A 12,962-nucleotide genomic window follows, 5' to 3' on the forward strand; every position below is an offset into this window, starting at 1 on the left:
CAGTCTAGTTGCCGGCTGGTCGGTGAAGCCGCGGACACCGAACTAACTGCCGGTCAGGTGAACCACGGTGTCTGCGAGAACGTACGATGGAGCAACGACCATCACCGCGTATGAGACAATCTGCGCGAGGCCGCTGAATATGCTCGCTGGGAACGTGAACCCGGAGAAATCGGTCGTTAGTGTCATCATCGCCAAAAGGAACAGTCCGACGACGTGATAGAGTTCGATTCTATTCATAGGTGCCGTTGAAACTGTCTACTGAAAATCATGCTGTCCGACGGACGCCACAGTCTCGTTGGGCGGTTTCACAGGGTCGAAACCGCTCTACTCCGCGACTCGCGGGCTATCCCGGAATGACCTGAATCGGCACGAGGAGGAAACACGCCGCGCCGAGGGCGAACGTAACGAGGCCGACGGCCATCCGTGCCGGTCCGAGCGGCGTCTCGTCTATCGGCTTCGCCGGGCCGTTGTAGGCGATGAACGTCGACATCAGGCCCCAGAAGAACCACAGGCCGACGGACTGGTTGAGCCCGAGACCGCGGACGTAGTGGAGGTAGCCGGCGATGCTGAACAGGACGAGCGGGACGGCCGCCGCGAGCGATTCCTGGCGCTCCCCGAGCATCGCCCGGACCATGTGGCCGCCGTCGAGCTGGCCGACCGGGAGCAGATTGAGGACGGTGAAGAACATCCCGACCCAGCCGCCGATGACGACGGGGTGGACGACGGTCCGGGGGTCGGCGTACTCGGTCGGGCGACCGAGCACGGTCGCGATGGCGTCGAGGAGCGGCGGATTGTTGAACACGATCATGTCTCCGGACCGGGTCAGGACCTCGGCCGGGACGGTCATCGGCTCGAGCGAGAGGCCGATGACGGTGACGACGATAGTCGCACAGAGCCCGGCCAGCGGGCCGGCGACGCCGATGTCGAACAGCGTCTTCCGGTCGGGCATCTGTCCGCGCATACGGATGATGGCACCGAGCGTGCCGAACGGGAAGATAAACGGGATGAGGTAGGGAAGCGAGACGTTGACGCCGTGGTATCGGCCGACCGCGTAGTGGCCGAGTTCGTGGACCGACAGGACGCCGAGGACGGCGGCGGTGAAGGGCCACGCCCGAAGCATCACGAGCGGGTTCGCGACGATGTCCGACAGAGGGATGTAGTACCACGCGTGCGCGCCGACGAACAGCGTCGAGAGAATCGTCAGCGCGAACAGCGTGATGTTCTTCCACGGGATTTCCTCGACGCCCTGCGAGGTCGGTTCGACGATGACCACGTCGGTCTCTCCGAGCCCGGACACCTGCGCTTCCACGTCGTAGCCGGCCCCCCGGAACGCCGACCAGATTTCGCGGACGAGCATCTGCTCGGGGACGAGCGACTCGCCGTAGTAGATACGTCGGCGACCGTCTGACCGCACCTCGTGAACGTCGAAGACGGCGCGAAGTGCCTCCACCGGCGGTCCGTCCGCCGATTCGGACTGTTCCATCGGCGTGCAGTATGCGGGCGACGTGCATAAATCCCGTGACGGAGGCCTGACCCGACCGGGCGACGACGGCGCGAGAGACCCGCCGCTCCGGCCGTGTGGGGTGCGTCGAAGCGGCACGCGAAGGCAGAAAGTGTGGTTGGTTCGCGGGTCGGGTTGGTTCGTGGGTCGGGTTGGTTCGTGGGTCGGGTTGGTTCGCGGGTCGGGTTGGTTCGCGGGTCGGGCGGTCGTCGGCGGGGGCGTGCGGGGGAGGGCGTTCCGGGGTCGCGTCGTGAGTTCGGGTCGCTGCGCCCTGGGGAGGGGGGTCAATTCGCCGGGGTCACGAATCGCGAAGGGCTGTCGAGTCGCGTCTCGGTTCGGGTTCCGAGCGCGCTTGGCGGGGTTGTCACGGGGTCATTAGGGGCTATCGGGGGCTGTCGCGGGGCCGGGTTCTTTCGTCCGGGGACCGGGCGGTGCGCGCCGTCCTGGCGCTGGCGTCGGTCGGGGCGGGCAGTGCGTGCTCTCAGGCGGTCTCGACGCGCCACGTGGTCGCGCTCGTGTACGACCACTTCTCGATGGTCAGGTCCGTCGCGGAGTCGCGGAGCTTGACCATCAGGGCGCCGATTTCCTTGGGAGACAGGCCGACGTCGTCGGCGATGAATTTGCTCTTGAAGTACATCTCGCCGTCTTTCGCACGGTCGAGCAGGTACTGCTTGAGGCGGTCTTCCTTGGAGCTATCGTCGGTGGAGGGGGGTACTGTTGCGCTCATCTGGTACACCTCACTTCCACCTATCGCCCCATTACCTGTTATAAAGGGAGGTCCGTTAGAATTAGTTCGGCCGCTTTCAGCCTGAATCGTTGCAAACGGTACATTTTATGAATCTTTGAAATCGGCTTAGATTTTTCAGAACCGATTTTGAGAGATTCTTTCTGAGAATAACGACTGATTTCATGTGGGTAAATACCCCCGTTTTTCGTCCGTCTGACGCCGCATTTTGCGGCAATAAAATCCGAAATATCGCTCGATTTTCGCCCCGTCGGGACTATCCGCATCTCCTGAGTTATCCGCGGCGTCTCAGCGGTCGTGGACCCAGAACTCCCCGTCGGTGGTCGTCTCCTTCTTGAAAATCGGCACCTCCTCTTTCAGGCGGTCGATGCCGTCTTCGACCGTCCGGAACGCCTCTCGGCGGTGCCCCGCGAGGACGACGACGAACACGATGTCCGCGCCGTCTTCGACGACGCCCACCCGGTGGTGCATGAGGACGCGGAGGACGCCGTCGCGCGCCTCCAGTTCCTCGGAAATCGCGTCCATCGTCGACTCCGCGACGCCGTCGTACTTCTCGAATTCGAGGCTCAGCGTCGGGTCGTCGTCCTCCGACTCCTTCGCGCGCACCCGCCCGGTGAACGTCGCAATCGCGCCGGCGTACACTTCCAGCGGGTCGGCCTTCGCGCGCTCGACCAGCGTTTCGAGCGTGACGTGCGGTTCGTGGGAGTCTATTTCGGCGGCGAGAGACGCCACGTCCGCGGCGTCGGCCGTTTCGGCCTCCGCGACGACGTTCGCCGCGTCGGCACCCGCGAGCGCGACCGTCGGGACGCGCGCGTCGGGGAACCCCGAGAGGAGCGCGTAGTCGTACTCGGCCGAGAGGCCGTCGAGGAGTCCATCGAGGTCGCGGTCGTCGCCGGCCCCGACCCAGTTACCGTCCGGCGAGAGCCCGTAGGCTGCGGCGACGCCGTCTGTCGACTCCGGTTCGGTCGCGCTCTCGGGGAGCGATTCCACGGTGGCGACGCGGCCGTCCAACTGCGCGGCGAGTCGGTCGCAGAGCGTTGTCGCGCCCGCGCCGACGATTCCGAGGACGTGCATACCCGAAGGACGGCCCGCGCCGGTTTAAGATTGCTCCGTGCCGGCCTCGTCGGGCTCGGGCGTCGGCTCCGGTTCCCGCGCCTCGGAGCGCGGGCGGGTCCGGTAGAGGTGGACGGCGACGGCCGCGCCGACGAGTCCGAGGAGCGTCGCCAGCCACGGGGCCGCCGCGCCGACGGGCGTGTCGGCGGTCGCGGGCAGCGTGTCGAACTGCCAGAGCGCCCAGCCGACCGAAAAACAGGCCGCCAGCGCCCAGTTGAAGACGGTTCGGCGGTCGACCTCGTCGCGGCGGTGGCGGACGAGCATCGCGCCGAGCGCGAGCACCCAGCCGACGACGATGAGCGTAACCGTCTCCACGGTGACGAGTCGCATACCGGTAGTCGCCGCGAGAGTGGTTTAAAGCCCCCGACACGGGCGTCTCGCAGTTGATAACCCTTAAGATGCGGTCACGGATACCCGTGTGCAATGAGAGTCGTCATCTCCATCGGCGGAAGCGTGCTCGCGCCGGACCTCGACGCTCGACGCGTGGAGGGTCACGCCTCCGTCGTCGAAACGCTCGCGCGGGACGGGTGCGAAATCGGTGCGGTCGTCGGCGGCGGCGGCGTCGCCCGCGACTACATCGGCGCTGCCCGCGACCTCGGCGCGAACGAGGTCCAACTCGACCAAATCGGCATCGACGTGACCAGAATCAACGCCCGCCTGCTCATCGCGGCGCTCGGCTCGCAGGTCGACCCCAAGGTCGCCCACGACTACGAGGACGCCGGCGACGCCATCCGGCGCGGCGACATCTCGGTGATGGGCGGCGTCATGCCCGGCCAGACCACCGACGCCGTCGCGGCCGCGCTCGCAGAATACGTCGACGCCGACCTGCTCGTCTACGCGACCAGCGTCGACGGCGTCTTCAGCGCCGACCCGAACAGCGACCCCGACGCGACGAAGTTCGAGGAGATGACCGCCGCGGAACTCGTCGACGTCATCGGCGACATCGAGATGAACGCCGGGTCGTCCGCCCCGGTCGACCTCCTCGCCGCGAAGCTTATCGAGCGCGCGAAGATGCGCACTATCGTCCTCGACGGAACGGACCCCGACCGCATCACGCCCGCCGTCCTCCGCGGCGAGCACACGGGCACCGATATCATCCCCGAGGGCGGCGACGAACCCACCTACTGGGCTCCCTGAGATGACGACCGACGACCCCACCCGCGGCGACGCCCCCGCCGCGGACGCGACCGACGCCGATGCCGACGGTGATGCCGACGCCACCCACCACGGCTTCTGGGCCGACGAGGTCGCGGACGAAATCGAGGCCCGCAACCCCGACGATCCGGTCGTAATCAAGGGCGGCGTCTCCCCCTCGGGCGTGGCCCACCTCGGCAACTTCAACGAGATTATGCGCGGCTACTTCGTCGCCGAGGTGCTCCGCGAGCGCGGCCACGAGGTCCGACAGGTGTTCACCAGCGACGACAAGGACCCCCTCCGGAAGCTCCCGCGAAAGCTCGCGGACGCCGACGGCAACATCGTCGGGCTCGGCGAGGTCGACGCCGGCGCGCTCGGCCGCAACCTCGGCAAGCCGTACACGTCGATTCCAGACCCGTTCGGTGAGGCCGAGTCGTACGCGGCGCACTTCGCGGCGCTCCTGAAGGCCGACGCCGACCGCCTCGGCGTCCCGGTGGAGATGATTTCCAACACCGAACTGTACGAGAGCGGCGACTTCGACCCCGTGGTCGAACACGTCCTCGAACACGCCGACACCGCCCGCGAGGTGCTGGGCAAGTACCAGTCGAAGGTCGACGAGGACTACGTCCCCTTCAACCCCGTCTGCGCCGAGTGCGGTAAAATCACGGAGACGGTCACGGACATCGACCTCGACGCCGGCACCGTCGACTACGTCTGCACCGACATGACCGTCGGCGACAACACCATCGACGGCTGCGGCCACGAGGGGACCGCGACGTTCCGCGAGGGCAAACTGCCGTGGCGCTTCGAGTGGCCCGGCCAGTGGCAGGTCCTCGGCGTCGACTTCGAGCCGTTCGGCAAGGACCACGCCGAGGGTTCGTGGCCCTCCGGTAAGGACATCGCCGAGAACGTCCTCGGAATCGAGCCGCCGGTGCCGATGGTGTACGAGTGGTTCACGCTCAACGGCGAGGCGCTGTCGTCGTCCGCCGGCAACATCGTCACCGTCGCGGAGATGCTCGACCTGCTCGAACCCGAGGTGCTCCGGTATTTCTTCGCGCTCAACCCGCGGAAGGCCCGCGACCTCGACCTCACGCGACTCGACCAGCTCGTCGACGACTTCGACCGCTTCGAGCGCGCCTACTTCGGCGAGGTCGACGACGAGAGCCTGACCCGCTTCGCCGAGCGCGCCTACCCGTTCGTCGTCGACGAGGTCCGCGAGGACCGGGTTCGGCTCCCGTACACGTTCGCGGCCGTTCTCGGCATGACCGACGACGAAGACCTGCGCGTCAAGATGGCCCGCAACGAGGGCTTCTTCGACGGGGACACGCCCGACGAGGCGGTCGAGGAGGCGCTCGACCGGGTCGAACGCGCCCGCCGCTGGGCCGAGAAGATGGACAACCAGTACAACTACCGCTTGCAGGTCGACCTCCCCGAGTTCGACTTCGCGCCCGCGGTCGAGGCCGCCCTCGACGACCTCGCGGAGTTCGTCACCGAGGGCCACGACGGCGAGGCGATTCAGGGCGAAATCTACGAGACTGCGCGCCGCCACGACATCGAGATGGGCGACTTCTTCGCCGCCGGCTACCGGCTGTTCTTCGACGCCGAACAGGGGCCGCGACTCGGCGAGTTCCTCGGCGAGCTAGAGCGCGACTTCGTCGTCGCGCGACTCCGCCGCGAGGACTGACTCCTCGCTCTCGCGTTCGCTCTCGCCCTCAATTTCGCTTCTCTCGCGTTCGCTCGGAGGCTGTCAGTTCTCCTCGATAGCGTCTATGACGACCGCGCCGACGACGGCGAGTCGCGGGTCGATTCGCTCGCGGTCCACGTCGACGGTGTACTTGTCCCGGAGCGAGAACTGCCCGTCTACCGCGCCGACTTCCTCGCCGGCCGCGTCCTCGATGCGGTACGAGAAGGGAATGAGCGTCGTAACGAGCCGTCTGGCGACCGCCATCGGGACGCTGTCCTCGACGATTCGCCCCGCGACCGAACCGTCGGGGCCGAGCAGTTGGTAGGTGTGTTTGGCGAACGAGAACGCGCCGCGTTTGACCGCGCCGACGCGCTCGTCGGTCCGGCTGTCGACGATGTCGTAGGCCGCCGACACGTCGAGGACGCTGTCGGCCTTGACGCGAAAGCGCTCCTCGCCGGTGTCGTGGTCGTTCAGCCGGAAGTCCTCTTTCAGTTTGAACTTCTTTTGCTTCGCCGAGAGGACGGGGTCGTCGCCCTCGTAGACGACGTACTTGTTGCTGATGGACACCTTCTGTCGGACCTCGTAGCGGGAACTGTCGAACACGGTTTCCGTTCGTCGCCGGGGTGGCTAAAACCCTTCTGGGGGACGACTTATGTCCCCGACGCGCGTACGGTGAGACGGGCTCGTTCCCCGCGAACGACGCCGACCGCGGCCTCGCCGCATCACAGTTCACATGTCTCTCATCGACTTCATCCGGTCCGTGGAGGAATCGCAAGACGAATTCGACGTCGAACTGGAGGAGTTCGACGCCGACTCGGAACAGGAAGCCGTCGACGACGACACCTCGGGCGGCCGCTCGTGGGGTCGGCTGCTCCTCGTCGCGTTGCTCCTCGTGGGCGTCGCCTACGCCGTCTCACGGCTTCGCTCGTCGTCCGGCGACTCCTTTACCGACATCGCGCTCGCCGACGACCCCGCCGAGGGCGACTCGGCGGCCGACGAGGAGACCGGCGTGGACGACGACGCGACCGACGACGAGGACGCCACGGTCACCGTCGAACACGACCCCGAGGCGGAAACGGACGACGCCGCGGTCGACGACGAGGCGGCCGAGGCGGACGAGACGGGCGACGCGAGCGACGAGGAGACCGACGCGGACGCGGACGACGACGGCGCGGTCGAAGTCGAAATCGAGTCGCCCGGTGACGACGGCGACGACGAGGAGTAACGCGACACGCTCGTTGCGGGTCGGGTTCGGTTGCGGTCGTCATTCGCGGCCGCCAACGCCCACCCTCGGTCTCGAAGGCGGGACCGTGACCCGAACGGTGGGACCGTAACCCGAACGCCTTTTGGCGCGCGCCGCTTCCCTTCGGGCGATGAACACGCTGCTTTGGGTTCTCGCCGGCTTCATCGCCTACTCTCTCCTCGCGGCGGTGTTGCGTGCTCGCGGTATCCTCCCCGAGTACGTCCGCGTCCAGGGTCCCCTCACGACGGTCCACACCCGTCGCGGCCGCGAACTCCTCGACAGAATCGCCGCCCCCAAGCGGTTCTGGCGGGCGTGGAGCAACGTCGGCCTCGGTATCGCCCTCGTCATCATGGTCGGGACGTTCGTCCTCCTCGTCTTTCAGGCGGTCGTCATCCTCCAGAATCCGCCCGCCCCGACGCAGGTGAACCAGCCGCAGAATTTCCTCGTCATCCCCGGCGTCAACGACTTCCTCCCGCTTTCGGTCGCGCCCGAAATCCTCTTCGGCCTCCTCGTCGGTCTCGTCGTCCACGAGGGCGGCCACGGCGTCCTCAGCCGCGTCGAGGGCATCGACGTGGAGTCGATGGGCGTCGTCCTCCTGACGGTACTCCCCGTGGGGGCGTTCGTCGAGCCCTCCGAGGAGAGCCAGCGCCGCGCCGACCGCGGCGGCAAGTCGCGGATGTTCGCCGCCGGCGTGACGAACAACTTCGCCGTCACGCTCGTCGCGTTCGCCCTGCTTTTCGGCCCGGTCATCGGCTCTATCTCGGTCGCGCCGGGCGTCGCCGTCTCCGGCGCGTACGCCGGCTCACCGGCCGACGCGGCAGGCATCTCGGGCGGCGACCGCGTAACCGCCGTCGAGGGCACGCCGGTCAACACGACGCAGGAACTCGACGCCGCGCTCCTCGCGACCGACGCGGGGACGGTGTCGGTCGAACTCGACGGCGAGCGGACCGTCTCGGTCGCGCGCGAACTCGTCGTCGCCGGCTCCGTCGCCGGCAACCCCGCGAACCTGACCGTCGAGTCCGGAAGCGACCCGATTCGCGTGACCGCGGTCAACGGGACCGCCGTCTCGACGCGCGCCGACTTCGAGTCGGCCGTCGGCGACTCGCGGTTCGCCCGCCTCGACACCTCCGCCGGCGAGCGCACCATCCCGGTCGGCGCATACATCACGAACGTCGCCGAGAACGGCCCGCTGTACAACGCCACGGGGACGACCCAACCCCTCATCGTCTCGTCGTTCGACGGAGAGCGTATCACCTCATCGACGGAGTTGCAGGCGGCGCTCGACCGGACGGACCCCGACCAGACCGTCGCCGTCGAACTGTACCGAGACGGCGGCTTCGAGACGGTGCAGGTCACGCTCGGCGTGAACGAGCAGGACGGCAACGGCTTCCTCGGCGTCAACATCTTCCGGGGGACGAGCGGCCTGCTCCTGACGGACTTCGGCACGCAGGAGTACCCCGCGGGGACGTACCTCTCGCTTCTCGGCGGTGACGGCGGCGACGGCGGCCTCGCGACCGCCTTCGCCGGGTCGCCCCTCCAACTCGTCTACGTGTCGCTGCTGTTGCCCCTCGCGTCGGTCGTCCTCGGGATTCCGAACTTCCCCGGCTTCACCGGGCAGGTCGTCAACTTCTATCAGGTCGGCGGTCCGCTCGGCTTCCTCGGCGGCGGCGTCTTCATCGTCGCCAACCTCCTGTTCTGGACGGCGTGGATTAACCTCCAACTGGGGCTTTTCAACTGCATCCCCGGCTACCCGCTCGACGGCGGCCGCATCCTGCGGACCTCGGCCGAGGCCGTCGTCTCGCGGCTCCCGGTCGACGACCCCCACACCGTCGTCCGCACCATCACGACCTCCATCGGCCTCACGATGCTCGCGTCGCTCGTACTCATGATATTCGGGCCGACGCTCCTCGGCTGAGCGTCTCGGTCGAGAGGCTACGGCCCTCCTGACCACGCTCTCCGGGGCGTCCCGTCGCGCTTCGACGGTTCTCGAACCGCGAAAACGACTCGCAACTTCAATACCGGATGACTCCCTAGGCCACGGTATGGTAGAGGCCCCACAGACCGACGAGGGCTGGTTCGCGCTGCACGACTTCCGAACCGTCGACTGGGACGCGTGGCGTGACGCGCCCGACCACGAGCGCCGCCGCGCAATCGAGGAGGGCGTCGCGTACCTCGGCGCCCACGAGGCGGTCGAGGACGCCGAGGCGGGCGCGTCCGCCGTCTTCTCCGTCCTCGGCCACAAGGCGGACTTCGTGGTCGTTCACTTCCGGCCGACGCTGGACGACATCTCCCGGGCCGAGCGGCAGTTCGAGCGGACCGCGCTCGCGGCCTTCACCGAACAGCCGACCTCCTACGTCTCCGTCACCGAGGTGTCCGGCTACGTCTCGGACGACTACTTCGAGGGCAACGAGGAGGACATCGACGCCGGCCTGCTCCGCTACATCGAGGGCAAACTCAAGCCCGACATCCCCGAGGACACCTACATGTCCTTCTACCCGATGTCGAAGCGCCGCGGCGAGGAGCACAACTGGTACGACCTCTCGTTCGACGAGCGCCGCGAGCTGATGTCGACCCACGGCGACACCGGCCGGCAGTACGCCGGGAAAATCAAGCAGGTCATCGCCTCCTCGGTCGGCTTCGACGACCACGAGTGGGGCGTCACCCTGTTCGGTGACGACCCGACCGACATCAAGGACATCGTCTACGAGATGCGCTTCGACGAGGTGTCCTCGAAGTACGGCGAGTTCGGCCAGTTCTACGTCGGCCGGCGCTTCCCGCCGTCGGACCTCGGCGCGTTCCTCGCGGGCGACGCCGTCCCGACGAGCGAGTTCGAAGACGAGTCCCACCACGGCGCGCACGCGCACGGTGAGGGCGGCCACCACGGCGGCGACGGTCATCCTCACGGAGAAGGTGGCCACCACCACGGCGAAGGAGGTGACGGTCACCATCACGGTGGCGAGAGCGACGACGGCGGCCACCACGGCGGCGACGGCGACGACGAGGCCGCAGACGAGGACATCCGGGGACAGCTCGAAGACCTGAACATCTACGCCGGCAAGCCCCACGGCGAGGACGTGTACGCGACGGTGCTCTACTCCGAGGCCGACGCCGACGAGCTGTTCGACGAGGTCGAGGGGCTCCGCGGCAACTTCGACCACTACCCGACGCACGTCAAGACGGCCGTCTACGAGGCCAACGAGCGCGGCCGGGTCGCCGTCGTCTCCATCTGGGAGACGGCGTCGGCCGCCGAGACCGCCGCGGGCTTCCTCTCGGAGCTTCCCGGCATCGTCGAGCGCGCCGGCGAGGAGTCCGGCTTCGGCACGATGGGGATGTTCTACACCGTCAAGTCCGAACACCGCGGCGACTTCGTCGAGAAGTTCGGCACCGTCGGCGGCCTCCTCGAGGAGATGGACGGCCACTTCGACACGGACCTGATGGTCAACGTCGAGGACGAAGACGACATGTTCATCGCCAGCCAGTGGCGCTCGCAGGACGACGCGATGGAGTTCTTCCGCTCCGACGCGTTCCGCGACACGGTTCAGTGGGGCCGCGACGTGCTCGCGGACCGGCCGCGACACGTCTTCCTCGCCTGACGCGGGAACGCCGAAAATCGGACTGCGGCTTTTCTACGCGAGCGCGGCGCGAACGTCGCGGAGCTTCGGGCGCACTTTGTCGGTGCCGACGTTGTACGCGAAGTACAGCGCCACCGCGCCCATCACGACCGCCCACGCGGCGATTTCGACGTTGCCCTGTTCGAAGGTGAGGAACGCGAAGCGCTCGATGTACGCCCCGGCGAGCGAAAGCCCCGCGCTCCCGAGACCGAAGACGAGGAGTTCGAGGAGGTCCGGCAGGAGTTCGACGACTGAGGTACGCATAGTCGTCCCGCACTCGGTCGAGCGTTGTTGCTTTTTTGGTCTCGAATCGGCTTCAGGTCCGTCCGAAAGTCGGCTCCACTCGTCTATCGCCACACCACGGTGATAGCTCCAAGAGGGGCGAATTTCGGGTGACGGCGCGGACATCACGGGAGCGAACCGAACCGACTCGTTCGAGGACTATCGGTCGAGCGTGTTCCTTGAAACACAAAAACCGCGTCGGAACGAGACGGCTTCGTTGCCGCTGCCGTCGTCGTTTCGGGTCCGTTTTTCCGGCGGTCGCGCCTCAGCGCCCGTCGCGGACGTACTTCGCGGCACCGACCGCGCCGGTGAGGAGCGTCAGCGCGACCCAGTTGTCGGCGTCGTCGCCGCGCTTCTTGGCGTCGAGGCTGACCAGCCACGCGAGCGCGACGTGGGCGACCGCGGTGACGCCGAGGAGGGTTTTCAGGCGGCCCATCAGGCTTCGTTGCGCGCGCCCTTCGCGACGCGCTTGTCGAGACCGGCCGCGCGGATGTCCTCGCCGTCGACCGACGAGCGGAGCGCGTCCATGCCGTCGAAGCGGTCGATGCCGAAGTTGTCCGCGTACAGCTCCTCGACGCGGGTCAGCTCCTCGTCGGTGAGTTTCGGCACGTCGGAGGCCTTCGCCCACTCGTCGATGTCGGCTTTCGTGCGGAACGTCGGCGTGACGGCCGCGGTCTCGTCGTAGCCGAGGAGGTAGGCGATGGACGCCTGCGCCATGGTTCGCTCGCCGTCGCGCTCGAGGAAGCGGAGTTGTTCGAGCTTCTCCCAGCCCGTCTCGTACCACTCGTCGGGGCGGAAGCCGCGGTGGTCGCCGGAGCCGAGTTCGGTCTCGGGGCGGACCTGCTCGTTCAGGAGGCCCGAGGAGTGCGGCACGCGGGCGATGAGGCTCGTCGGGGAGCCCGTCTCGCGGATGGTGTCGAGGAAGTGGTTGCCCACGTCCTGCTCGAAGGCGTTCCAGACGATTTGGAGCGCGTCGAACTCCTCCTCGATGGCCATGTCGCCTTCGGCCAGCCAACCGATGGAGGGGCCGAGCGCCCAGCCGGTGGCCTCGATGAGGCCTTCCTCTTTCAGTTCGTCGAGGGCTTCGAGCACGTCGGGCGTGACTTCGTCGACGTTCGCGTTGTGGAGTTGCAGGAGGTCGACGTACTCCATGTCGAGGCGTTCGAGGCTCCTTTCGGTCGCCTCGCGGACCCACTCGCCGGTGATTTCCTTGGGGAGTTCGCCGTGACCGGCCTGCGGGTTGTTGTAGAAATCGTAGCCGATTTTGGTGGCGACGGTGACCTCGTCGCGGTAGTCGGCAAGCGCCTCGCCGACGACCTCCTCGGAGTGGCCGTGGCCGTACACGTCGCCCGTGTCGAAGAAGTCGATGCCCTGCTCGATGGCGTGGTGGAGCATCTCGATGGAGTCTTCGTCCGAGCGGTCGCCCCACCAGTCGGTCCCGACGACCCACGCACCGAAGCCGACCTCGCTGACTTCGATTCCGGAGGTGCCGAGTTCGCGGTAATGCATGACCGGCCCTACGAATTGGGGCGACTTATTCCGTGTGTTTTGTTCCCGTACGTTGGGAATCCCACCGCGGGCGGGCGCTCGGATTTCCGTTCACCAACGCTCGAAACCAGCCAGTATTGCCCGGAGGAAGCCTGACGCGG

At 67.2% G+C, this 12,962-nt stretch carries 14 protein-coding genes; 5 read left to right on the forward strand and 9 right to left on the reverse strand.

Translation table 11 applies throughout. The features are described from left to right. Window positions 1-42: 42 nt before the first annotated feature. The 5 genes from C458_RS08300 to C458_RS08320 form a co-directional block, all read right to left on the reverse strand. Window positions 43-237, reverse strand: a complete 195-nt coding sequence (locus C458_RS08300) for a hypothetical protein (protein WP_008574793.1) — start codon at window positions 235-237, stop codon at window positions 43-45. A 106-nt stretch (window positions 238-343) separates the two neighbouring features. After that, window positions 344-1,483 carry a site-2 protease family protein gene (locus C458_RS08305; protein WP_008574795.1) on the reverse strand — a complete coding sequence of 380 codons (1,140 nt, stop codon included), beginning with the start codon at window positions 1,481-1,483 and terminating at the stop codon, window positions 344-346. Between the two features lie 499 nt (window positions 1,484-1,982). After that, window positions 1,983-2,228 (reverse strand): hypothetical protein, encoded by a 246-nt coding sequence (locus tag C458_RS08310; RefSeq protein ID WP_008574797.1) that lies wholly within the window; start codon window positions 2,226-2,228, stop codon window positions 1,983-1,985. A 306-nt stretch (window positions 2,229-2,534) separates the two neighbouring features. After that, complete coding sequence (locus C458_RS08315; RefSeq protein WP_008574799.1) at window positions 2,535-3,320, reverse strand: molybdopterin synthase; 786 nt, start codon at window positions 3,318-3,320, stop codon at window positions 2,535-2,537. Window positions 3,321-3,344: 24 nt separating this feature from the next. Next, on the reverse strand, window positions 3,345-3,689 hold the full coding sequence (locus C458_RS08320) for a hypothetical protein (RefSeq protein ID WP_008574801.1): 345 nt from the start codon (window positions 3,687-3,689) through the stop codon (window positions 3,345-3,347). Window positions 3,690-3,782: 93 nt separating this feature from the next. Here C458_RS08320 and pyrH point away from each other — a divergent pair, with 93 nt between their 5' ends. Continuing rightward, complete coding sequence (gene pyrH, locus C458_RS08325; RefSeq protein WP_004041748.1) at window positions 3,783-4,496, forward strand: UMP kinase; 714 nt, start codon at window positions 3,783-3,785, stop codon at window positions 4,494-4,496. Window position 4,497: 1 nt separating this feature from the next. After that, complete coding sequence (lysS, locus tag C458_RS08330; RefSeq protein ID WP_008574804.1) at window positions 4,498-6,177, forward strand: lysine--tRNA ligase; 1,680 nt, start codon at window positions 4,498-4,500, stop codon at window positions 6,175-6,177. A 63-nt stretch (window positions 6,178-6,240) separates the two neighbouring features. Here the strand turns inward: lysS and C458_RS08335 are convergent, their stop codons facing one another. Continuing rightward, window positions 6,241-6,780: a hypothetical protein gene (locus C458_RS08335; protein WP_008574805.1), complete on the reverse strand. Its 540-nt coding sequence runs from the start codon at window positions 6,778-6,780 to the stop codon at window positions 6,241-6,243. Between the two features lie 130 nt (window positions 6,781-6,910). Between C458_RS08335 and C458_RS08340 the strand changes: the two genes are divergently transcribed. From C458_RS08340 to C458_RS08350, 3 genes are all read left to right on the forward strand, one after another. Then, complete coding sequence (locus C458_RS08340; protein ID WP_008574807.1) at window positions 6,911-7,402, forward strand: hypothetical protein; 492 nt, start codon at window positions 6,911-6,913, stop codon at window positions 7,400-7,402. Between the two features lie 148 nt (window positions 7,403-7,550). Further along, on the forward strand, window positions 7,551-9,335 hold the full coding sequence (locus tag C458_RS08345) for a site-2 protease family protein (protein WP_008574809.1): 1,785 nt from the start codon (window positions 7,551-7,553) through the stop codon (window positions 9,333-9,335). A gap of 127 nt (window positions 9,336-9,462) precedes the next feature. Then, window positions 9,463-11,013, forward strand: a complete 1,551-nt coding sequence (locus C458_RS08350) for a heme-binding protein (protein ID WP_008574810.1) — start codon at window positions 9,463-9,465, stop codon at window positions 11,011-11,013. Between the two features lie 33 nt (window positions 11,014-11,046). On the opposite strand, the gene C458_RS08355 is transcribed toward C458_RS08350, so the two are convergent. The 3 genes from C458_RS08355 to C458_RS08360 form a co-directional block, all read right to left on the reverse strand. Further along, window positions 11,047-11,295, reverse strand: a complete 249-nt coding sequence (locus tag C458_RS08355) for a hypothetical protein (RefSeq protein ID WP_008574811.1) — start codon at window positions 11,293-11,295, stop codon at window positions 11,047-11,049. 283 nt (window positions 11,296-11,578) lie between these two features. Further along, a complete protein-coding gene (locus C458_RS18425) occupies window positions 11,579-11,749 on the reverse strand; it encodes a hypothetical protein (RefSeq protein ID WP_008574813.1) in 171 nt (56 codons plus the stop codon). Then, complete coding sequence (locus C458_RS08360; RefSeq protein ID WP_008574815.1) at window positions 11,749-12,822, reverse strand: aldo/keto reductase; 1,074 nt, start codon at window positions 12,820-12,822, stop codon at window positions 11,749-11,751. The genes C458_RS18425 and C458_RS08360 overlap by 1 nt, the downstream gene beginning before the upstream one ends. Window positions 12,823-12,962: the final 140 nt, after the last annotated feature.

The organism is Haloferax sp. ATCC BAA-644, from assembly GCF_000336975.1.
Taxonomy (GTDB): Archaea; Halobacteriota; Halobacteria; order Halobacteriales; family Haloferacaceae; genus Haloferax; species Haloferax volcanii.

Coding starts and splice junctions, on each gene's coding strand:
- C458_RS08315 (WP_008574799.1), bottom strand. CDS start 3,320: ATGCACGTCCTCGGAATCGTCGGCGCGGGCGCGACAACGCTCTGCGAC.
- pyrH (WP_004041748.1), top strand. CDS start 3,783: ATGAGAGTCGTCATCTCCATCGGCGGAAGCGTGCTCGCGCCGGACCTC.
- C458_RS08345 (WP_008574809.1), top strand. CDS start 7,551: ATGAACACGCTGCTTTGGGTTCTCGCCGGCTTCATCGCCTACTCTCTC.
- C458_RS08300 (WP_008574793.1), bottom strand. CDS start 237: ATGAATAGAATCGAACTCTATCACGTCGTCGGACTGTTCCTTTTGGCG.
- C458_RS08310 (WP_008574797.1), bottom strand. CDS start 2,228: ATGAGCGCAACAGTACCCCCCTCCACCGACGATAGCTCCAAGGAAGAC.
- C458_RS08320 (WP_008574801.1), bottom strand. CDS start 3,689: ATGCGACTCGTCACCGTGGAGACGGTTACGCTCATCGTCGTCGGCTGG.
- C458_RS18425 (WP_008574813.1), bottom strand. CDS start 11,749: ATGGGCCGCCTGAAAACCCTCCTCGGCGTCACCGCGGTCGCCCACGTC.
- C458_RS08340 (WP_008574807.1), top strand. CDS start 6,911: ATGTCTCTCATCGACTTCATCCGGTCCGTGGAGGAATCGCAAGACGAA.
- C458_RS08350 (WP_008574810.1), top strand. CDS start 9,463: ATGGTAGAGGCCCCACAGACCGACGAGGGCTGGTTCGCGCTGCACGAC.
- C458_RS08355 (WP_008574811.1), bottom strand. CDS start 11,295: ATGCGTACCTCAGTCGTCGAACTCCTGCCGGACCTCCTCGAACTCCTC.
- C458_RS08305 (WP_008574795.1), bottom strand. CDS start 1,483: ATGGAACAGTCCGAATCGGCGGACGGACCGCCGGTGGAGGCACTTCGC.
- lysS (WP_008574804.1), top strand. CDS start 4,498: ATGACGACCGACGACCCCACCCGCGGCGACGCCCCCGCCGCGGACGCG.
- C458_RS08360 (WP_008574815.1), bottom strand. CDS start 12,822: ATGCATTACCGCGAACTCGGCACCTCCGGAATCGAAGTCAGCGAGGTC.